Annotated in this window: 15 protein-coding genes and 4 tRNA genes; 10 read left to right on the forward strand and 9 right to left on the reverse strand. The window is 66.4% G+C overall.

Annotated features, from left to right (window positions below; translation table 11 throughout):
- Nucleotides 1-13: 13 nt before the first annotated feature.
- Complete coding sequence (locus Q1Y33_RS04680) at nucleotides 14-1,498, forward strand: NADH-quinone oxidoreductase subunit M (RefSeq protein ID WP_300798594.1); 1,485 nt, start codon at nucleotides 14-16, stop codon at nucleotides 1,496-1,498.
- Between the two features lie 7 nt (nucleotides 1,499-1,505).
- Nucleotides 1,506-2,933, forward strand: a complete 1,428-nt coding sequence (locus Q1Y33_RS04685) for an NADH-quinone oxidoreductase subunit N (RefSeq protein WP_300798595.1) — start codon at nucleotides 1,506-1,508, stop codon at nucleotides 2,931-2,933.
- Nucleotides 2,934-3,036: 103 nt separating this feature from the next.
- Here the strand turns inward: Q1Y33_RS04685 and Q1Y33_RS04690 are convergent, their stop codons facing one another.
- From Q1Y33_RS04690 to Q1Y33_RS04700, 3 genes are all read right to left on the reverse strand, one after another.
- Entirely contained in the window at nucleotides 3,037-5,124 is a 2,088-nt protein-coding gene (locus tag Q1Y33_RS04690; protein WP_300798617.1) for a S9 family peptidase, read from the reverse strand.
- A gap of 119 nt (nucleotides 5,125-5,243) precedes the next feature.
- Complete coding sequence (locus Q1Y33_RS04695; protein WP_300798596.1) at nucleotides 5,244-5,930, reverse strand: hypothetical protein; 687 nt, start codon at nucleotides 5,928-5,930, stop codon at nucleotides 5,244-5,246.
- A 25-nt stretch (nucleotides 5,931-5,955) separates the two neighbouring features.
- On the reverse strand, nucleotides 5,956-6,957 hold the full coding sequence (locus Q1Y33_RS04700; RefSeq protein WP_300798597.1) for a glucosaminidase domain-containing protein: 1,002 nt from the start codon (nucleotides 6,955-6,957) through the stop codon (nucleotides 5,956-5,958).
- A gap of 122 nt (nucleotides 6,958-7,079) precedes the next feature.
- Between Q1Y33_RS04700 and Q1Y33_RS04705 the strand changes: the two genes are divergently transcribed.
- Both Q1Y33_RS04705 and Q1Y33_RS04710 read left to right on the forward strand, forming a co-directional pair.
- Nucleotides 7,080-7,685: a DUF4254 domain-containing protein gene (locus tag Q1Y33_RS04705; protein ID WP_300798598.1), complete on the forward strand. Its 606-nt coding sequence runs from the start codon at nucleotides 7,080-7,082 to the stop codon at nucleotides 7,683-7,685.
- Nucleotides 7,669-8,703, forward strand: a complete 1,035-nt coding sequence (locus tag Q1Y33_RS04710) for a glycosyltransferase family 9 protein (RefSeq protein WP_300798599.1) — start codon at nucleotides 7,669-7,671, stop codon at nucleotides 8,701-8,703. The genes Q1Y33_RS04705 and Q1Y33_RS04710 overlap by 17 nt, the downstream gene beginning before the upstream one ends.
- Nucleotides 8,704-8,795: 92 nt before the next feature.
- On the opposite strand, the gene Q1Y33_RS04715 is transcribed toward Q1Y33_RS04710, so the two are convergent.
- The 4 genes from Q1Y33_RS04715 to Q1Y33_RS04730 all read right to left on the reverse strand — a co-directional run bounded on the left by Q1Y33_RS04715 (nucleotide 8,796) and on the right by Q1Y33_RS04730 (nucleotide 12,887).
- Entirely contained in the window at nucleotides 8,796-9,362 is a 567-nt protein-coding gene (locus Q1Y33_RS04715; RefSeq protein ID WP_300798600.1) for a lipocalin family protein, read from the reverse strand.
- A gap of 12 nt (nucleotides 9,363-9,374) precedes the next feature.
- Entirely contained in the window at nucleotides 9,375-10,763 is a 1,389-nt protein-coding gene (gltA, locus tag Q1Y33_RS04720) for an NADPH-dependent glutamate synthase (protein ID WP_300798601.1), read from the reverse strand.
- A 3-nt stretch (nucleotides 10,764-10,766) separates the two neighbouring features.
- Nucleotides 10,767-11,648, reverse strand: coding sequence for a sulfide/dihydroorotate dehydrogenase-like FAD/NAD-binding protein (locus Q1Y33_RS04725; RefSeq protein ID WP_300798602.1), 882 nt, complete (start codon nucleotides 11,646-11,648; stop codon nucleotides 10,767-10,769).
- 165 nt (nucleotides 11,649-11,813) lie between these two features.
- Complete coding sequence (locus Q1Y33_RS04730) at nucleotides 11,814-12,887, reverse strand: DUF1573 domain-containing protein (RefSeq protein ID WP_300798603.1); 1,074 nt, start codon at nucleotides 12,885-12,887, stop codon at nucleotides 11,814-11,816.
- 132 nt (nucleotides 12,888-13,019) lie between these two features.
- Here Q1Y33_RS04730 and Q1Y33_RS04735 point away from each other — a divergent pair.
- The 4 genes from Q1Y33_RS04735 (at nucleotide 13,020) to Q1Y33_RS04750 (ending at nucleotide 13,577) form a co-directional block, all read left to right on the forward strand.
- A tRNA-Asn gene (locus Q1Y33_RS04735) sits at nucleotides 13,020-13,093 on the forward strand.
- A 112-nt stretch (nucleotides 13,094-13,205) separates the two neighbouring features.
- Nucleotides 13,206-13,280, forward strand: a tRNA-Val gene (locus Q1Y33_RS04740).
- Nucleotides 13,281-13,366: 86 nt separating this feature from the next.
- Nucleotides 13,367-13,441, forward strand: a tRNA-Val gene (locus tag Q1Y33_RS04745).
- Between the two features lie 61 nt (nucleotides 13,442-13,502).
- Nucleotides 13,503-13,577: transfer RNA gene (locus Q1Y33_RS04750), tRNA-Val, on the forward strand.
- Nucleotides 13,578-13,691: 114 nt separating this feature from the next.
- Here the strand turns inward: Q1Y33_RS04750 and Q1Y33_RS04755 are convergent.
- Complete coding sequence (locus Q1Y33_RS04755; RefSeq protein WP_300798604.1) at nucleotides 13,692-14,228, reverse strand: GNAT family protein; 537 nt, start codon at nucleotides 14,226-14,228, stop codon at nucleotides 13,692-13,694.
- 1 nt (nucleotide 14,229) lies between these two features.
- Nucleotides 14,230-14,931, reverse strand: coding sequence for a nitroreductase family protein (locus tag Q1Y33_RS04760; RefSeq protein WP_300798605.1), 702 nt, complete (start codon nucleotides 14,929-14,931; stop codon nucleotides 14,230-14,232).
- Nucleotides 14,932-15,092: 161 nt separating this feature from the next.
- On the opposite strand from Q1Y33_RS04760, the gene Q1Y33_RS04765 reads away from it, so the two are divergent.
- Together Q1Y33_RS04765 and Q1Y33_RS04770 are read left to right on the forward strand one after the other, a co-directional pair.
- On the forward strand, nucleotides 15,093-17,234 hold the full coding sequence (locus Q1Y33_RS04765; RefSeq protein WP_300798606.1) for a Tex family protein: 2,142 nt from the start codon (nucleotides 15,093-15,095) through the stop codon (nucleotides 17,232-17,234).
- 44 nt (nucleotides 17,235-17,278) lie between these two features.
- Nucleotides 17,279-19,645, forward strand: coding sequence for a TonB-dependent receptor (locus tag Q1Y33_RS04770; protein ID WP_300798618.1), 2,367 nt, complete (start codon nucleotides 17,279-17,281; stop codon nucleotides 19,643-19,645).
- The last annotated feature ends 201 nt before the right edge of the window (nucleotides 19,646-19,846 follow it).

The following is a 19,846-nucleotide window of genomic DNA, read 5'->3' on the forward strand; positions in this document are numbered from 1 at the left end:
TCCGGAAACCGCCATGAATATGTTATCCCTGTTCCCCCTCATCCCGCTGGTGATGATGCTGGGACTCTGGCTCGCGAAGTCCACGCGGCAGATACACGCCGTGATGGCGACCGGCTCGGCCGCACTGCTCGTGCTGGCCGTGGTGCTGGTCGTGCGCTTCCTGGGCCTGCGCGAAGCGGGCGAGACGGCCGCGATGCTCTTTACCGACAGCCACGTCTGGTACGCTCCGCTCAACATCCACTACGCCGTCGGCGTCGACGGCATCTCGGTGGCCATGCTCCTCCTGTCGGCCATCATCGTCTTCACGGGCACGTTCGCCTCGTGGCGCATGCAGGAGCAGGTCAAGGAGTATTTCCTCTGGTTCTCGCTGTTGAGCGTCGGGGTTTTCGGATTCTTCGTCTCGGTGGACCTCTTCACGATGTTCCTCTTCTACGAGGTGGCCCTCATCCCGATGTACCTGCTCATCGGCGTCTGGGGCAGCGGCCGCAAGGAGTATGCCGCCATGAAGCTCACGCTGATGCTCATGGGCGGTTCGGCGCTGCTGCTCATCGGCATCCTGGGCATCTACTTCGGCTCGGGTGCCACGACGATGAACGTGCTGGAGATCGCGCAGCTGCACAACATCCCCGTCGCGCAGCAGCGCATCTGGTTCCCGCTTGTCTTCGTCGGCTTCGGCATCCTCGGCGCCCTCTTCCCGTTCCACACGTGGAGCCCCGACGGCCACGCCTCGGCCCCGACGGCCGTGTCGATGCTCCACGCCGGCGTGCTGATGAAGCTCGGCGGCTACGGCTGCTTCCGCGTGGCGATGTACCTGCTGCCCGAGGCGGCGCAGGAGCTCGACTGGATATTCATCATCCTGACGACGATCTCGGTGGTCTACGGCGCCTTCTCGGCCTGCGTGCAGACCGATCTGAAGTACATCAACGCCTATTCGTCGGTTTCGCACTGCGGACTGGTGCTCTTCGCCATCCTGATGATGAACACCGCAGCCGGCACGGGCGCCATTCTCCAGATGTTGAGCCACGGCCTGATGACGGCGCTCTTCTTCGCGCTGATCGGCATGATCTACGGCCGCACCCACACGCGCGACGTGCGCGAATTGAGCGGCCTGATGAAGATCATGCCCTTCCTGGCGGTCGGCTACGTCATTGCGGGTCTGGCGAACCTCGGTCTGCCCGGCCTGAGCGGCTTCGTCGCCGAGATGACGATCTTCAACGGCGCCTTCGCGCATGCCGACGCCTTCCACCGCACGGTGACGATCATCGCCTGCACGTCGATCGTCATCACGGCGGTCTACATCCTGCGCGTCGTGGGCCGCATCCTCTACGGCACGTGCGGCAACCCCGCGCACCTCAAGCTCACGGACGCCACGTGGGACGAGCGCCTCTCGGTCATCTGCCTCATCGTCGCCATCGCCGGCATGGGCCTCGCCCCGTTGTGGGTGAGCGACCTGGTCCGCGAGGGGGTCTCGACGGTCATTACCCACCTGATGAATTAACGCGGCTATGGATTACGCAAACATATTCCTCTACATGCGCGCCGAGGTGACGCTCACCGCGGTGCTCGTCCTGATCTTCCTGTTCGACCTCTTCGCTCCGGAGCGGATGCGCCGCCACTTCTCCGCCGTGGCATGCGGGCTGCTTGTCGTGCAGCTGCTGGTGAACCTCGTGCCGCACGAGGCCGGCGTGCTCTTCGGCGGGATGTTCCGCTACGAACCCATGCACGGCGTGGTGAAGAGCATCCTCACCATCGGCACGCTGCTCGTCTTCCTGCAGGCCGACACGTGGCTGCACCGCGACGATACGCGCCACAAGCAGGGCGAATTCTACATCCTGACGCTCTCGACGCTGCTCGGGCTCTTCTTCATGATCGGCGCCGACAACTTCCTGCTCTTCTTCATCGGCATGGAGCTGGCGTCGGTGCCGATGGCCTGCCTGGTGGCCTTCGACAAGTACAAGGGCCACTCGGCCGAGGCGGGCGCCAAGTTCATCCTCTGCGCCCTGTTCGCCAGCGGACTGATGCTCTACGGCATCTCGTTCCTCTACGGCACGACCGGCACGCTCTACTTCGACGACATGGCCGCCCGCATCGACGGCTCGCCGCTGCAGGTGCTCTCGCTCGTCTTCTTCTTCGCCGGGCTCGGGTTCAAGCTCTCGCTCGTGCCGTTCCACCTCTGGACGGCCGACGCCTACCAGGGCGCCCCGACCGTGGTGACCGGATACCTCTCGGTCGTCTCGAAGGCCGCCGCGGCCTTTGCGCTGATGACCGTGCTGATGAAGGTCTTTGCCCCGATGATCGAGGAGTGGCAGACGATGCTCTGGATCGTCATCGTGCTGAGCATCACCGTGGCCAACCTCTTCGCCATCCGGCAGCAGCACCTCAAGCGCTTCCTCGCCTTCTCGTCCATCTCGCAGGCCGGGTACATCATGCTCGCCGTCATCGGCGGCAGCAGCTTCGGCATGACGTCGCTCATCTTCTACCTGCTGGTCTACCTGGCGGCGAACCTTGCGGCTTTCGGCGTCATCGCGACCATCGAGCAGCACACCGGCGGCAAGGTGCGCCGCGACGACTACAACGGCCTCTACCGCACCAACCCGCGGCTGGCCCTCGTCATGACCCTTGCGCTCTTTTCGCTGGCGGGCATCCCGCCCTTCGCGGGCTTCTTCTCGAAGTTCTTTGTCTTCGCGTCGGCATTCCGCGACGGCTTCCCCGTGCTGGTCTTCATCGCGCTGCTCAACACGGTCATCTCGCTCTACTACTACCTGCTGGTGGTCAAGGCGATGTACATCACGCCCAACGACGCCCCCATCGCGCCGTTCCGCAGCGACCGCATGACGCGCATCAGCCTCGTGCTCTGCCTGGCGGGCGTCGTGCTGCTGGGACTGGTCAGCGCCGTGTACGACGGCATCAACCTCTACGCGTTCGGGCTCTGACGCCCGGCGTCTCCGCATACGGCAAGGGCGGCACGGATCACCGTGCCGCCCTTGTTGTCTTGCGGTCCTTCGTGTGGAAGCTGCCTGCCGCCGCGTTCCCGCGTCAGAGGTTGCGCAGCGTGTAGTCGATCATCTTCTGCCGCACGTGCGAGGTGGCGTCGGGCAGCATCGAGTGGTTCTGGTCCGGATAGACCATCATGTCGTACTGCTTGCCGAAGCGGTTGAGGGCGCGCGTCATCTCGACGGTGTTCTGGAAGTGCACGTTGTCGTCGGCCGTGCCGTGGATGATGAGCAGACGCGTCTTCCGGTCGTCCAACATCTGCGCGAAGTTGATCGGCGAGTTGTCGTCGTAGCCCGCGGCGTTGTACTGCGGGAGGTTGTTGTAGATCTCCGTGTAGATCGTGTCGTAGTAGCGCCACGAGGTGACGGGCGCCACGGCGATCGCCATCTTGAAGAGCCCGTGCCCCTTCAGGGCGCAGTTCAGGGCCATGAAGCCGCCGTAGGACCAGCCGTAGATGCCGATGCGGGAGGCGTCGACCCACGGCTGGGCGGCCATGTGGCGCGCCAGCGAGAGCTGGTCCTCGGTTTCGAGGGCCCCGAGGCGTCCGTAGGTCTGTTTCTTGAAGCGTTCGCCGCGGAAGCCCGTGCCGCGGCCGTCGGTGCAGACGACGATGTAGCCCAGTTCGGCGAGCGCGTCCTCCCAGTCGAGCGTCCAGCGGTCGACGACCTGCTGCGAACCCGGGCCCGAGTACTGCGTCAGCAGCACGGGGTAGCGCTCCGCGGGGTCGAAGTCGCGCGGCTTGACGATGTAGGCGTTGAGCTCGTCGCCGCGCTCCGTGCGGAAGGTGAAGAACTCCTTGGCGGGGCGGTTGGCGACCATCAGCCGGATGCGCAGGTCGCGATTGTCGCAGAGCGTGCGGATCGTGTTCCCCGCAGCGTCGCACACCTCCACGCGGTTGGGCGTCCGGGTGTTCGAGAAGGTCGTGATAAAGTATTTCATGCCGCGGCTCGGGACGACCGTGTAGTACCCTTCGCCCTCCGTCAGGCGCCGCTTGTCCCGGCCGTCGAGCCGCACGCTGTAGAGGTTGCGGCGCAGCGGCGAGGTCTCGGTCGAGAGGTACCAGACGCGCTCGCCGTCGGTTCCGACGACCTGCGTGACCTCCCATTCGCCGCCGGTCACCTGCGCGAGGCGCCCGCGGCGGATGCTGTACAGGTAGAGGTGCATGTAGCCCGAGTAGCTCTCCTGCCGCACGAGGAAGCGGTCCTTGTCGACGAAGGTCACCGTGCCGTCGTCCACGCGCTCGACATACTGCTGCGTGCGCTCCTCGTAGATCGTGCGCTGCGCGCCGTGGGGCTCGCAGAGGATCATCTCGAAGACGTTTTGCCGGCGGTTGATGCGGTGGAACCACAGCCGTCCGTCGGGCGTGAAGCCGATGCGCGGGATGTACTGGTCGGTTTCGGACCCCGTGTCGATGCGCTCCCTGCGGCCCGTCGCCAGGTCGGTGACCCACAGCTGCACGACGGAGTTCGGCTCGCCCGCCTTGGGGTACTTGAAGGTGTAGGCCTCGTTGTAGAGCCGTCCGTCGAAACGCATCATCTCCATGAGGGGCACCTCCGTCTCGTCGAAGCGCAGGTAGGCCAGGCGCGTGCCGTCGGGCGAGAAGGCGTAGGCGCGCGTCGAGCCGAACTCCTCCTCGTAGACCCAGTCGGTCGTGCCGTTGATGACCTCGTTCCAGGCGCCGTCGGTCGTGATGCGGCGCGTCGAGCCCGAGGCGATGTCGTAGACGTAGAGGTCGTTGCGGTCCGAATAGGCGATGCGCGTGCCGTCGGGCGAGAACGAAGCGTCGCGCGGCGCGTGGGCTTCGCGCAGGATCGGCTGCACGCTGCCGTTGGCGGCGAGGTAGTACTGCGTGGTGTAGGAGTGGCGGTAGATCGGCGTGCGTCCGCAGGCGAGCAGGATCGACCGCTCGTCGGGCGAGAGGGCGTAGTCGGTGATCGTGAGCTGGGCCGCCGCCGCGGGCAGCAGCTTGACGCCCTCCTCGTCCGAGGCGTAGGCGTAGCGCAGGACGTTGTTCCCCTCAAGGGTCGTGTAGTGTTCGCCGTCGGCCATCGAACGGATGCCCTGCACGCTGCGGTTCATCGCCTTGAGTTCGGCGATCGCGGCGTATTCGTTCTGTGCGGCCGCTGTCATGCAGAGCACGAGCAGCGCCGGGGTAAGCAAAGATTTCAGCACGGTGGAGTGAAAAAAGGGTGAATGGTCGGAAATGAAGGGGCGGGGCGGCCCTTGTGTCGGCCGCTCCGCCCGCGGGGTCAGATGTCGTCGGTCTCGAAGTCGTAGCCGAGGCGCTTGCCCGTGACGAATTTCGAGTTGTCCATCTTGGTGTTGAACTGGTCGACGGTCACGCGCTTGAGCTCGGCGTAGGGCGGCATCAGCAGGTCGAAGTTCAGCGAGAAGTCGATCGCCGCCTCGAGGATCGCCACGAGCGCCTCGCGGTCGATCTCCGCCTCGCCGAAATGCTCGGCGCGCAGCGACCGCTGCTGCTTGCCTTCGGCGAAGTAGCGGCGCTCGCGGTTGATGAAGATGCGCCCGATGAGGTAGCCCTCGTCGGCGTTGCGGTTGAACTTGAACGAGTCGGAGAGGAAGTTGTAGATGTTCACGACGCCGCAGTAGGAGTTGTCCGGATCGGCCTTGACGTAGGGCGTCTCGCGGATCGGGTGCGTCGGGTCGAATTCGAAGACGTCGGTGTGCATCTGGAAGATCAGCAGGTCGTTGGCCACCTGGAGCTGCGCCTCGAACTTGCCGCGGTCACGGTATTCGAGCCTTACGCGCCGGTCGAGCTTGCCGTCGAGCGCGTCGTCCATCTCCGATGCCATCTCCAGCAGGGTTTCCTTCAGCAGGTTGAACGCCGCGAAGGTGTTGTCGAAGACCTTTTGCTTGAGCGTCGATTTGCGGATGATCGTTTCGAGAATCCTGTTCCTCAAAGGGGTTGTTTCCATAGAACGGTATAGGTCGTTGTTGGTTTTACTTGATGCGTATCTGCTGTCCGGCCGCGATCTGTTCGCCGCGCTTCAGGCGGTTCATCTTCTCGACCGACCGCGTGCGGATGGCGTAGGACTGACCCACGGCATAGGCCGTCTCGCCCTCGCGGGCGATATGGTGGCGCGAGTTGCCCTCCCAGTGCTTCTTCTTGCGCTCGATGTAGACCACCTCGCCCGTCATCGGCTGTGCGCGCTTGTCCTTCAGGTCGTTGAACTTGCGCAGGTTGCGCGGCGAGAGGCGGAAGAGCTGCCCGATGTGCTCGAACGTGTCGTTCTCCTTGGCCAGCACGTAGTGCACGCCGTTGGTCATGTAGACGTTGTAGCCCGCGTGGGCGTTGATCGTCACGCGGTAGTCGTCCGGGTCGACCGCCGTCTCGGTGCGGGCGTCCGCCACGCTGCTCTGCGAGGCGAACCACTGTTCGGGATCGGCCACCGAGCCCGTGCGCGAGGCCCACAGCCGCATGCCGTCCGGGCGGTCGAGCAGGTAGAGTTGCGTCTCCTCGATGATGCGGATCAGCCGCTGCGCGTAGTCCGGGGCGGTGGCGTAGCCCGCCGCCTTCAGTCCGCGGGCCCAGCTGCGGTAGTCGGTCGCGTCGTAGGCGAAGAGCGAGTCGTAGCGGGGCTGCGTGTCGAGAAACTCCGCATGGTCGCGGTACGAGGCCTCGACCGAGGGGTAGGCGCGGAAGCATTCGCCTTTGGCGTCGTCGTCGTGGTAGACCTTGCGGCCGGTCCAGCCGCGCTTGCACTTGATGCCGAAGTGGTTGTTCGACTGCATCGACAGCAGGCTGTTGCCGCAGTCCGATTCGAGGATGCCCTGCGCCATGGTGATGCTCGCCGGGATGCCGTAGCGCTCCATCTGCGCCACGGCGATGTGCTTGTAGCGGTCGACGTACTCCTCGCGCGTGAGCCGCACCTGGGCCCGGGCGCCGAAGGCGGTCGCGAGCACGAAGGCGGCGAGGGCTATTGCTTTCTTGGAAATAATCATTATCTTTGTTTTGCTTAAGGGCAAAGGTATAACTTTCCCGCGAGAATAGCAACGGGAAAGACAACATTACGCAACGAGTCCGCCGCGCGGGCGGGCCATGATACTAAAACCGCTGAAAACCTATGTTTACCGAAAACGCCAACCGCATTTTCAACGAAGCGATCGAGGAGTACCACCGCTGGGACGACGTCGATCATCCGGTGTCGAACCCCTATGCCGCGGGGACGATCGACCACCTGCTCTACGAGAAGAACTGGATCGACACGGTGCAGTGGCACCTCGAGGATATCATCCGCGACCCGCAGATCGATCCCGTCGAGGCGCTGAAGATCAAGCGCCGCATCGACCGCTCGAACCAGGAGCGCACGGACATGGTCGAGTACATCGACTCCTACCTGCTGGACAAGTACCGGGAGGTGGTGCCGGCGGCGGATGCGCGGCTCAACACGGAGACCCCGGCGTGGGCCATCGACCGCCTGTCGATCCTCGCGCTGAAGATCTACCACATGCGCGTCGAGACGCTGCGTGAGGATGTCGGCGAGGCGCACCGCGAGGCGTGCCGGAAGAAGCTCGACGTGCTGCTCACGCAGCAGGTCGACCTCTCGCGCGCCATCGAGGAGTTGATCGAGGACATCGAAGCCGGACGCAAGTACATGAAGACCTACAAGCAGATGAAGATGTACAACGACCCGGCGTTGAATCCGGTGCTCTATGCCCAGAAAAAATAGGGCGCTGCCGCGCCACCTGCTCGTGCTGCGGACCTCGGCCATGGGCGACGTGGCGATGCTGCCGCATGCGCTGCGGGCGCTGATGACGGCCTACCCCGACCTGCGGGTCACGGTGGCCTCGCAGGCGATGTTCCGCCCCTTCTTCGCGGGGCTGGAGGTGGGGTGGCTCGACGTCGACGTCCGGGGCCGCCACCACTCGCTGCGCGGCATGTGGAAGCTGGCGGCCGAAGCGCGCCGGATGGGTGTCGACGCCGTGGCCGACGTCCACGACGTGCTGCGCTCGCAGGCCTTCGATCTGGCGATGCGGCTGCACGGCATCCGCGTGGCCCGCATCCGCAAGGGGCGTGCCGGGAAGCGCCGCTTCATCCGCTGCGGCGGCCGCGGCATGGCGCCCCTGCGTCACACGGTGCTGCGCTACTGCGACGTCTTCCGCCACTTGGGCTTCGTCTTCGACGACCCGGCGCCCGTACCCCACGCCGTGCGTCCCAACCCCTTCGGGGAGAAACACGGGGTGTGGGTCGGCTTCGCCCCCTTTTCGGCCCACCGGGGCAAGACCTGCCCCGAGCCGCAGCGCCGCGAGGTGGTGCGGCTGCTCGCCGCACGCTGCGAGCGGCTCTTCATCCACAGCGGAGGCGGCGACGAGGCGGCCTTCGCCGAAGAGATGGAGCGCACGTACCCGAACGTCACGGCTCTCTGGGGCAAGGTGCGCTTCGCGGGCGAGATCGACCTGATCGCCAACCTGGACTGCGTCGTCACGATGGATTCGCTGGTGATGCACCTCGCGGCGCTCGTCGGCACGCGGTGCGTCTCGCTGTGGGGCGCCACGCATCCCGGGCTGGGGTTCCTCGGATACGGCGCCCCGGAGGAGGGGATTCTGCAGACCGACCTGCCGTGCCGCCCCTGCTCGGTCTTCGGGGCGCGCCCCTGCCGGCTGGGCGACTACCGCTGTCTTACGGCACTGACGCCCGAACGGGTGGTCGAGCGGGTCGAACGGTTGATCGCGGCGCCGAAGCCCTGACAGACTGACGGGCGGATGCGCGCCCGGGACAGCTACGAAAAACACGAGGCCTCCGGATTTCCGGAGGCCTCGTTGCGTGAGCGCGGAGGGGGCTACTCGGCCTTGGTGTAGACCTGTCCGGTGCCCTCGATCGTGAGGTAGCGCCGTCCGTCGGCATCCTTCGAGAGGATGCCCGTCTGGGTGAAGTCGATCGTCTGGCCGTTGCCGATGCTCTGCCCCTTGAGCAGGATGCGGTCTGCTTCGCCCTGCAGCTCCCAGACCGTGTAGACGAGCGTTGCCATGCCAATCGACGCCGCTTCGCCCTCGACGCCGAGGTCGATGCCCATGACCTGGTCCGGGGCAATCGGGTCAGCCGTGGTCCAGCGGCCCACGGCGGCGGCATAGGTCGGGTCGGTGGCCACCTTGACCGCCTCGGCGCCCTTGCCGAGCCGTCCGTGGTAGTCGACGATGACCGGTGCGCCGACGAGCAGCCCGTTGGCCTCGCTCATGTCGGCTCCGTCGGTCGGGAAGGTGTAGGTCTCCTCGCTCGAGAGGCTGCGCACTGTGACGGTGCCTGTCGTGGCGTCGGCGATGTAGCCCGTGAAGACCTCGGGGCTCTTCTTCGCGCAGGCTGCCGCGCAGAGCGCCGCGGCGGCCAGCATGTATCGGATGTTTTTCATGCGAAACGGTGGTTATTTCCGGTTGCGGATGTATTCGTCGATGGCTTTGGCGGCGGTGCGCCCGGCCCCCATGGCCAGGATCACCGTGGCGGCGCCCGTCACGGCGTCACCGCCCGCGAAGACACCTTCGCGGGTCGTCGTGCCCTGCGCGTCGGCCACGATGCAGCCGCGGCGCGAGGTTTCGAGCCCGGCGGTCGTCGCGGGGATCAGCGGGTTGGGCGAGGTACCCAGCGCCATGATGACCACGTCGCACGCGATGTCGAACTCCGAGCCGGGCTTCACGACGGGCGAGCGGCGGCCGCTCTCGTCGGGCTCGCCCAGCTCCATCTCCACGCAGCGCACGCCGCGTACCCAGCCCTTCTCGTCGCCCAGCACCTCGACGGGGTTGGTCAGCATGCGGAAGCAGATGCCCTCCTCGCGGGCGTGGTGCACCTCTTCGGCGCGCGCCGGGAGCTCCTTCTCGGAGCGGCGGTAGACGATCGTCGCCTCGGCGCCGAGCCGCTTGGCCGTGCGCACGGCATCCATCGCCACGTTGCCGCCGCCGACCACCACGACGCGCTGTCCGACGTAGATCGGCGTGTCGTAGCTCTGGTCATAGGCGTGCATGAGGTTCGTGCGCGTGAGAAACTCGTTGGCCGAGACCACGCCGTTGAGGTTCTCGCCCGGGATGCCCATGAAGCGGGGCAGGCCGGCGCCCGAGCCGATGAAGACCGCCTCGTAGCCCTCCTCGTCGAGCAGCGAGTCGACGGTGAGCGTGCGGCCCACGATGACGTCGGTCTCGATTTCGACGCCCAGCTTGCGGACCTCCTCGATCTCGCGCGCCACGATGCGCTCCTTCGGCAGGCGGAACTCCGGAATGCCGTAGACCAGCACGCCGCCCACCTTGTGCAGCGCCTCGAAAATCTTGACCTCGTATCCCATACGGGCCAGATCGCTGGCGCAGGCCAGACCGGCCGGGCCGCTGCCCACGACGGCGACGCGGTGGCCGTTGCGGGGCGTCGGGGCGACGGTCGGAGCGCCGTGTTCGAGTTTCCAGTCGCCGACGAAGCGCTCGAGCTTGCCGATGGCTACCGGCTCGCCCTTGACGCCCAGCACGCAGGCGCCCTCGCACTGCGTCTCCTGCGGGCAGACGCGCCCGCAGACCGACGGCAGCGAACTGTCGCGCGCGATCGTGTCGGCGGCACCCTGCAGGTCGCCGGCGTGGAGCGCCGCGATGAACTCCGGGATGGAGATGCCCACCGGGCACGCGGCCACGCAGCGGGGATTCTTGCAGTGCAGGCAGCGCGACGCTTCGAGCGTCGCCTCCTCGAGGTTGTATCCGTAGCAGACCTCCTCGAAGTTGGTCGCACGGAGCGCCGGATCCTGTTCGCGCACCGGCACGCGCGGTATTCTGTTTGCCATGGCTTATTTGTCCAATCCGATTCTACATACGTGTCCCGCGGCGCGCTCGGTCTCGATGGCCGCCCGCCGCTGCTCCTCGCTGCGGTACATGCCCTGCCGGCGCATCGCCTCGTCGAAGTCCACCTCGTGGGCGTCAAACTCCGGGCCGTCGACGCACGTGAAGCGCGTCTTGCCGCCGACCGTTACGCGGCAGGCGCCGCACATGCCCGTGCCGTCGACCATCAGGGCGTTGAGCGAGACGGTGGTCTTCAGCGCGTATTTCTTCGTCGTGAGGGCCACGAACTTCATCATGACCATCGGACCGATGGCCACGCACTCGTCGTAGCGGCGCCCCTCGGCGATGAGCTTCTCGAGCAGCTGCGTCACCAGCCCGTGGAATCCCTCCGAACCGTCGTCCGTGGCGATGTGGAGCTCCGAGGCCACGGCGCGCATGGCATCCGTGTAGATGAGCATGTCGCGCGTCTTGGCGCCGATGATGACTTCGGCCTTGACGCCGTGCTCGTGCAGCCACTTGACCTGCGGGTAGACCGGGGCCGTGCCCACGCCGCCCGCAATGAAGATGAAGCGCTTGCGCCGCAGCTCCTCGAGCGGTGCGGAGACGAACTCCGAGGGGCGTCCGAGCGGCCCGGCCAGGTCCGCGAGCGCGTCGCCCGCGCCGAGGGCGCAGATCTTGCGCGTCGAGACGCCGATGGCCTGCGTTACGATCGTGACGCTGCCCTCCGCAGCGTCGAAATCCGAAATGGTCAGCGGTACGCGCTCGCCGTGTTCATCGGCGCGCACGATGACGAACTGTCCGGGCTGTGCCGAGCGTGCGACACGCGGGGCGAGGACCTTCATCAGGTAGATGCCTTCCGCGAGGCACCGTTTTTCAAGAATGGGGTACATTGTTTTCTATGTCTGTTTCTGTTTGTATGTCTCTTTTTTCGGGGCCCGCCGCCATGCGGCGCGGGCGGCTCCGCCTACTATAAGCGCGCTCACTTTCCGCTCTCTCCGCTCTCTTGGCTCACTTCCCGCTCACTCTCTCTTCGCTCTCTCTCTCGCGCGCTCCGCTCACTCCTCGATTACGGCCGCGATGCGCAGGCGGCGCATCGGCCGCACGGGGTCGTTCGTAATCAGCAGGAGGTGGGCGGTGAAGACGCCGTAGGGCAGCTCCTTCGGGTCGAGCGTCACCTCGGCCGTTAGTTTGCCGCCGGCGGGAATCCGGTCGCCGGGGCGGAGCGACACCTCGAAGCGTCCGTCGCACTCCACGGCGCGGACGATCAGCTCGCCGCGTCCCGTGTTGTCGATCTCGAACGGACGCGACACGACTGCCGAGGCGTGTTTCACGTTGCCAAATTTAATGATATTTTGGGATATTTCACACTTCGGGGCCTGCGTTTCGGACATGGCGGAGGGATTGTCCACGGCGATGCCGTGTGCGACGAGCAGCGAGCCGTTGCCTGTGCCGTCGACCTCGATCTGCAGGACGTCGCGCAGCGTGCCGTAGCGGGGCGCGTCGTCGGAGTTCAGGTAGGCGAGGTTGATCTCGGCGCGTTCGCCCGGTCCCAGTTCGTGCGGATAGGTGATCGACAGCAGCCCGCTCTGCTCCTGCGGGCGGAGGTAGAGCCGGACCTTCCGGTCGGAGGTGTTGACCGCCCCGATGGCGCTCTGCATCCGCTGCCCCTTATATATATAGGCGAAGGCGGCCATCGTCGTCGAGAAGCGCACGCCGCCGCCCGCATCGAACGGGTAGAGCTCCTCGATGCTCCGGGGCCGCGGCGTCACGGCACCCCGCACGGTCAGCGACGCGACCTTGCGCCGCTCCGAGGAGTAGACGCCCAGCTCCTTGGAGAAGGTGCCCGGGCGGTTGGCGGGGTCGAACGTCACGGTGATCTGCGTCTTCTCGCCCGGCAGGATGGGTTTGCGTGAGAACGCCGGAACCGTGCAGCCGCACGAGGTCACCACGTCGAGGATCACCAGCGGCCGGTCCGTGCGGTTCTCGCCGGTGAAGGTGTGGCTCACGGGCCCCTCCTCCTCGCGGATCGTACCGAAGTCCCACGCGTCGGGCGTGAAGACGAGCGGCTCCTGCGCTGCGGCCGTAAGTGCACATATCGAGCAGATAATGAGAATGATGACCCTTTTCATAACAGTCTCAAGTCATGGAATATTCCATGCAAAGTTACATTTTTTGTGAAAAATCGTGCAAATAATTTTGCAGGATTGAAAATTCGGTGTATATTTGCACACCGAAAACGAAATAAGAGACGTTTTCGAAATGCCTGAATAGCTCAGTTGGTTAGAGCACATGACTGTTAATCATGGGGTCCTAGGTTCAAGTCCTTGTTCAGGCGCTGATGCGCGAGGGTTGCGCAAGGGTTCTTTCGGATGAAAGCCTGTCAACAGGTGCGGGGCCTTGAAAAGGCCGTTCCGGAAGCCGCTTTGGCAGTCCCAAGCCATTTTTAGGGGAGCTTAGCTCAGCTGGTTCAGAGCGTCTGCCTTACAAGCAGAGGGTCGGGGGTTCGAATCCCTCAGCTCCCACAAGCCGCCGATACGAGGTGGCTTTTTTGTCGGCCGTATGGCCGCTTACATATTGTCCGATTCCCCCCCCCTCGGGGGAACCTTTCGGGAGCTTAGCTCAGCTGGTTCAGAGCGTCTGCCTTACAAGCAGAGGGTCGGGGGTTCGAATCCCTCAGCTCCCACGACGGAACGGGCCGCTTACAGGGATGCGAGTGGCCCGGTTTTGTAGGGAAAAAGACAAATGGGGGTATAGCTCAGTTGGTTCAGAGCGCCTGCTTGACAGGCAGGAGGTCTGCGGTTCAAATCCGCATGCTCCTACAACGTTGGAAACGAGCGGTTCGCAGTGATGCGGACCGCTCGTTTCGGCTTTTGCAGGGAGCGGGGACGGAAGAAGCGGAGTCGGATCGGCGGCTGCCGTCCGGGGCGGCCGGATTACCCGATTGCTGGGGCGTCGCCGGGGGCGCACTCTTCGCGCAGCAGCTCGTAGCAGTGGCAGTCGACGAAGCGGCCGTTCTTGAAGCAGGCCTTGCGCCGGATGCCGCAGCGGCGGAACCCCGCCTTCTCGAGCACGCGCATCGAGGCCCGGTTGCCGGCATAGACATTGGCTTCGATCCGCACGGTGTCGGTCCGGCGGAAATGGTCGGCGACGGCCGCCTGCAGCGCCTGCGTCATGATGCCCCGGCCCCACAGGTGCTCGGCCAGCCAGTAGCCCGTCTCGGCGTTGAACCGTTCGACGTCGCAGCCCGGCGTGAAGTTGATGTTCCCGACCGCCTCCCCGTCCATTTCGATGCAGTAGTTGTTCGGTTGCACGTCACTTGCCGTGGCGCGGATGAAGCGTTCGGCATCCTCCTCCGTATAGGGGTGCGGCAGGGCGTCGCGGCAGTTGTCCCAGATGCGTTTGTTGTTGAGGTGCCGGGCCAGCGCCTCGCGGTCCGCTGCACGCCAGCTTCGGATGATCGGCCTGTCCATGTCACAAGGATCGTGTGGTGGCGGTTTCCGTTGTCTGCGCGGATGCCGCTTCCGGCTCCCGATTCCCGAGCAGCAGTTCTTCGAGCGGGAGTTTCGGGACGCAGTGCACCCCGTCGCGGCGGTAGTAGGCGAGGCTCTCGCCCGCATGGGCCGGTACGAGTTCGATCCGCTCGGCACCCCGCCCGACGGCCACGAGCAGCAGCGGCTCGAGCTCCAGCGCGAGGGCCTCCCGGACCGCCGCGCGGTCGAAGGCCCCGATGGCGATGCCGTTCAGCCCGATTTCGGTCGCCTGCAGGAGCATGCTCTGCACCGAGATGCCGAGGTCGATATCGACGTAGCGGTCCTCCGGGATGGTGGCGCAGACGACGATGAAGGCGTTGGGCTCGGTGCCGGGTAGCGGCAGGTGCAGCTCGGGCAGGGCGCCGCCGAGGCGGATGTGGGGCAGGATGAGGGGCGCCTCGTCCGCCAGCACGGGGCGAAAGCGCAGCACCTGCCGGTTCATCGCCGACGGGAGCAGCGTGTTGACCTCGATGATGCGCAGCAGCTGGTCGCGGCGCACGAGAAAGTGCGGGTCGTACCCGCGGTAGCTGCGGTTGCGGAGAAGCAGCCGCCGGAGCGTGGCCGCCGGACGTTGCGGGCGGGGCCCTGCGGCCTGCCGGGCCCGGTACTCCTCCATCTTGCGGCCCAGATAGTCGTCTGCCATGGTCGTGGGGTTTTGGTGCAGCGCGCGGCTGCCTGTTTCGGTACAAAAATAGTAAAAATGTGCCGATCTGCCGCATCGCTCGTCTCAAATCCCCGTCGGAGACGCCGGCAGCGTCCACCGGGCGGGAATTCTTCGTATCTTTGCAGGCAAAGCATACACCGATGATCGAAGAAGTCATAGCGCGGCAACTGCAACTGCCGCTGCCGCATGTGCAGGGGGCGGTCCGCCTGCTGCGCGACGGCGCCACCGTGCCCTTCATCAGCCGTTACCGCAAGGAGGCGACCGGCTCGATGGACGAGGTGCAGGTCGGCGCGGTGAAGGAGGCGCTCGAACGCCTCACGGCGCTGGAGGCCCGGCGCGCCACGGTTCTCGAGACGATCGACGTGCAGGGGCTGCTGACGGACGAGCTGCGCCGCCGCATCGGGGCGTGCTGGGACCCCGTGGAGCTGGAGGATATCTATCTGCCCTATCGGCCCAAGCGGCGCACACGCGCCGCGGTGGCCCGCGAACGGGGGCTCGAACCGCTGGCGGAGCTGCTGCTCGCGCAGCGCACGGCGGATGTGGCGGGTGCGGCGCGGCGGTTCGTCACGGCCGAGGTGCCCGACGTCGGGGCGGCGCTGGCCGGGGCTTCGGACATCGTCGCCGAGCGTATCGCCGAGGACGAGCGCTTCCGCAACGAGCTGCGCCGCACGTTCCGCCGCGAGGGCATCGTCCGCTCGAAGGTCATCCGGGGCAAGGAGGCCGAGGGGGCGAAGTACGCCGACTATTTCGATGCCGCGTCGCCCCTGCGCTCGATCTCCTCGCACCGCTACCTGGCCATGCGCCGCGGCGAGGAGGAGGGTTTCCTCCGCGTCGGGATCGACGTGGATGCCGAGCGGTGCATCGCGTCGCTGCAGCGCCGTGTGGTGCGCCCCGGATCGCCGACGCGCCGCTGGCTGGAGGCCGCGGCGGCGGATGCCTTCAGGCGGCTGCTGCGCCCCTCGATCGAGAGCGAGCAGCTCGCGGCGGCGAAGGAACGGGCCGACGACGAGGCGATCGGCATCTTCGCCGGGAACCTCCGGCAACTGCTGCTGGCCCCGCCCCTCGGGCAGAAGCGCGTCATCGCCCTTGACCCGGGCTACCGCACCGGCTGCAAGGTCGTCGTGCTCGATTCGCAGGGCTCGCTGCTCGACCATACGGCCATCTTCCCCCACGCCCCGCAGCACCGCCGCGACGAGGCCGTCGCCGTGCTGCGCGATCTGGTCCGCCGCTACGCTCCGGAGGCCTTCGCCGTCGGGGACGGCACGGCCGGGCGCGAAACCGAGGAGCTGGTGCGCAGCGTGGCGCCCGAAGGGATGGCCGTTTACGCCGTCAGCGAGGACGGCGCGTCGGTCTACTCGGCGTCGGCCGTGGCCCGCGAGGAGTTTCCCGACTGCGACGTCACGGTGCGCGGCGCCGTGAGCATCGGCCGCCGGCTGATCGACCCTCTCTCGGAGCTGGTCAAGATCGAACCCCGGTCGATCGGTGTCGGGCAGTACCAGCACAGCGTCGACCAGACGAAGCTCCGGGCGCGCCTCGCTACGGTGGTCGAGAGCTGCGTCAACAGCGTGGGCGTCAACATCAACACGGCGTCGAAGCACATCCTCGCCTACGTCTCGGGGCTGGGGCCCGCCCTCGCCGCGAACATCGTCGCCTACCGCACCGCGCACGGGGGCTTCCGCACGCGGCGCGAGCTGCTGCGCGTGCCGCGCCTCGGAGCCCGGGCCTATGAGCAGGCCGCGGGGTTCCTGCGGGTCGTGGGCGGGGAGAATCCGCTGGACAACAGTGCCGTGCATCCTGAATCCTACGGCATCGTCGAACGCATGGCCGCCGACGTCGGCGTGAGCGTCGACCGCCTGCTTGCGGACGGGGCGCTGCGCCGCACGCTCCGCCCGGAGCGCTACGTCGGCGGCGGAGTCGGGCTGCCGACCGTGACCGACATCCTGGAGGCACTCGACAAGCGGGGCCTCGATCCGCGCGAGCAGCTGCACGTCTTCTCGTTCGCGCCCGACATCCATACGATCGACGACCTGCGCGAGGGGATGCGCCTGCCGGGAATCGTCACCAATATCACGGCTTTCGGCGCCTTTGTCGACATCGGCATCAAGCAGGACGGGCTGGTACACGTTTCGCAGCTTGCCGACCGCTACGTGGCGTCGCCCGCCGAGGTTGTGCGCCTCGGCCAGCAGGTCGAGGTGCGCGTCGTGGGGATTGACCTCGCGCGCGGCCGCATCGCCCTCACGATGCGCCGCGGGGAGGCTCCGGCAAAAGAATCGAAACAATAAGAGAAGAAGATATGGAACGCAACTTCCGGATGATTCGGTTTTTGATGCTGGCGCTGCTGCTGTGTGCGGCCGCCGGTCTTCGGGCGCAGCAGCGCGTCGCGGGGTATCCCGTCAGCGGGCGGGTGATCGACCGCCTGACGCGCGAGCCGGTGCCCTATGCCGCCGTGGTGGTCGCGGGGCAGGAGCAGCGCGGCGCCTCGACCGACTCGCTCGGGCGCTTCCGCATCGAGCGCGTGCAGCCGGGCATCTCGCGCCTGCAGGTCTCGTCGGTGGGCTACCGCACGACCTTCACGCCCGAATACCTCGTCTCGGCCTCGACGCCCTTCATCGAGATCGAGGTCGACGAGGATGCCACGCAGCTCGAGGCCGTCACGGTGCGGCCGACCCCTTTCCGCACCTCGGTCGAGGTGCCCGTGGGGATGCAGGTCATCGGCGTGCGCGAAATCGAGAAGAGCCCCGGCGCCAACCGCGACGTCTCGCGCATCGTCCGCTCCTACCCGGGTGTCGCCTTCTCGCCCGTGGGCTACCGCAACGACCTCATCGTGCGCGGCGGCGGCCCGTCGGAAAACAAGTTCTACATGGACGGCATCGAGATTCCGAACATCAACCACTTCGCCACGCAGGGCGCCACGGGCGGCCCGGTGAGCATCGTCAACGCCGACCTCGTGCGCGAAATCAACTTCTACACGGGGGCCTTCCCGGCCGACCGCTCCGGGGCGTTGAGCTCCGTGCTGGACTTCAGCCTGCGCGACGGCGACCCCGAGAAGCAGAACTTCAAGGCGACGCTCGGCGCCTCGGAGGTGGGCGTGAGCGGCAACGGCCACATCGGGCGCAGGACCACCTACCTCTTTTCGCTCCGGCAGTCCTACCTGCAGCTGCTCTTCAAGCTGCTGGGGCTGCCCTTCCTGCCCAACTACATCGACGGACAGGTGAAGGTCAAGACGCGCCTCTCGGAGCATGACGAACTGACGTTCCATGCGCTGGCGGGCTTCGACAACATGCGGCTCAATGTCGACGAGGAGGGCGAGGAGGCGGAGTATCTGTTGAGCTACCTGCCCCGCATCCGGCAGGAGACCTTCACCCTCGGGGCGTCGTGGCGCCACTACGCCGGGCGGCACGTGCAGACCCTCTCGTTGAGCCATAACTACCTGAACAACCGCAACCTCAAGTACCGCAACAACGACTCCTCGACCGAGGAGAACCTCATCCTGCGGCTGCGCGGCGTGGAGCAGAAGAGCGCGCTGCGCTTCGAGAACCGCACCTATGCCGGGCGGTGGACGCTGCGCGAGGGGGCCGAGCTCACGTGGACGCACTATGCGAACGACACGCGCCAGCGGCTCTATACCGACGAGGCGCTCCTTACGGAGTACTCCACGCGGCTGGGCATCGTCGGCTGGGGCCTCTTCGCCGGGGCGGACTACGCCTCGGCCGACAAGCGCCTCACCGCCTCGGCCGGCCTGCGCGCCGACGGCTGCGACTACTCGGCCCGCATGGCGCAGCAGTGGCACCAGCTCTCGCCCCGGGCGTCGGTGCGCTACTCGTTCGACGAGAGTTGGTCGGTGAGCGGCAGCGCGGGGCTCTACTGGCAGCTGCCACCCCTGACGGCCCTCGGGTTCAAGCAGGAGGGGCGGCTGGTCAACGAGTCGCTCGGCTACCTGCATGTCTGGCAGTTCGGGGCCGGAGGCGAATGGCGTCTGCGCGACCGGCTGGCCGTCTCGGTCACGGGGTTCTACAAGCTCTACGGCGACGTGCCGACATCGCTCGCCGACGGCATCCCGCTCCTGTGCAAGGGCGACGACTACGGCGTGGTGGGCAACGAAGCCCTTGTCCCGACGGCCGAGGGGCGCGCCTACGGCGTGGAGGCGCTGGCCCGCTGGCAGGTGCCCGGGCGGCTCAATGTCGTGGGGTCGGTGACGCTCTACCGCAGCGAGTACCGCGCCGACCGCTCGTCGCCGTATCTCCCTTCGGCGTGGGACAACCGTTTCGTCGTGAACGTCAGCGGCACCTGGGACCTGCCCCGCAACTGGAGCGTCGGCATGCGGTTGAGCGCCGTGGGCGGCTCGCCCTATACACCCTACGACGAGGAGAAGTCGTCGCTTGTCGAGGCGTGGGATGTGCAGGGACGCCCCTATTACGACTATACGCAGTACAATGCCCGGCGGCTCGACGCCTTTGCGCAGCTCGACGTGCGGGTCGACAAGACCTTCTATTTCCGGCGGTGCATGCTCGGCTTCTACATCGACCTGCAGAATGTCACCGTGAGCAAGCTCCGCCAGCCGGATGTCCTCATGTCAACGGGCGTCGTCGAGAACCCCGAAGCACCCCTTGCCGAGCAGCGCTACCGCATGAAGCGCATCGCGCAGGTGAGCGGCACGCTGCTGCCCACGCTCGGCATCACGGTGGAGTTCTGACCGGCGCGGCGGACGGTCTGCCGCCCGGAGAATTGGCCGGGGGGGGGTGACCGAGGGGAATCGCCGGGAGAATTGGCCCGAGGAAATTGGTCGGGAGAATCGACCCGGGGGAATTGGCCGGGGGAATTGGCCCGGGGCGGTCCGGGGATATGCTTCGGCGGCTCCGGTCCGGGTTTCCGGTTTCGGGCGTGAGCATCCGGA

This window comes from uncultured Alistipes sp. (assembly GCF_949296715.1).
In the GTDB taxonomy this organism is placed as follows: domain Bacteria; phylum Bacteroidota; class Bacteroidia; order Bacteroidales; family Rikenellaceae; genus Alistipes.

Coding starts and splice junctions, on each gene's coding strand:
- Q1Y33_RS04680 (WP_300798594.1), top strand. CDS start 14: ATGAATATGTTATCCCTGTTCCCCCTCATCCCGCTGGTGATGATGCTG.
- Q1Y33_RS04685 (WP_300798595.1), top strand. CDS start 1,506: ATGGATTACGCAAACATATTCCTCTACATGCGCGCCGAGGTGACGCTC.
- Q1Y33_RS04690 (WP_300798617.1), bottom strand. CDS start 5,124: ATGACAGCGGCCGCACAGAACGAATACGCCGCGATCGCCGAACTCAAG.
- Q1Y33_RS04695 (WP_300798596.1), bottom strand. CDS start 5,930: ATGGAAACAACCCCTTTGAGGAACAGGATTCTCGAAACGATCATCCGC.
- Q1Y33_RS04700 (WP_300798597.1), bottom strand. CDS start 6,957: ATGATTATTTCCAAGAAAGCAATAGCCCTCGCCGCCTTCGTGCTCGCG.
- Q1Y33_RS04705 (WP_300798598.1), top strand. CDS start 7,080: ATGTTTACCGAAAACGCCAACCGCATTTTCAACGAAGCGATCGAGGAG.
- Q1Y33_RS04710 (WP_300798599.1), top strand. CDS start 7,669: ATGCCCAGAAAAAATAGGGCGCTGCCGCGCCACCTGCTCGTGCTGCGG.
- Q1Y33_RS04715 (WP_300798600.1), bottom strand. CDS start 9,362: ATGAAAAACATCCGATACATGCTGGCCGCCGCGGCGCTCTGCGCGGCA.
- gltA (WP_300798601.1), bottom strand. CDS start 10,763: ATGGCAAACAGAATACCGCGCGTGCCGGTGCGCGAACAGGATCCGGCG.
- Q1Y33_RS04725 (WP_300798602.1), bottom strand. CDS start 11,648: ATGTACCCCATTCTTGAAAAACGGTGCCTCGCGGAAGGCATCTACCTG.
- Q1Y33_RS04730 (WP_300798603.1), bottom strand. CDS start 12,887: ATGAAAAGGGTCATCATTCTCATTATCTGCTCGATATGTGCACTTACG.
- Q1Y33_RS04755 (WP_300798604.1), bottom strand. CDS start 14,228: ATGGACAGGCCGATCATCCGAAGCTGGCGTGCAGCGGACCGCGAGGCG.
- Q1Y33_RS04760 (WP_300798605.1), bottom strand. CDS start 14,931: ATGGCAGACGACTATCTGGGCCGCAAGATGGAGGAGTACCGGGCCCGG.
- Q1Y33_RS04765 (WP_300798606.1), top strand. CDS start 15,093: ATGATCGAAGAAGTCATAGCGCGGCAACTGCAACTGCCGCTGCCGCAT.
- Q1Y33_RS04770 (WP_300798618.1), top strand. CDS start 17,279: ATGCTGGCGCTGCTGCTGTGTGCGGCCGCCGGTCTTCGGGCGCAGCAG.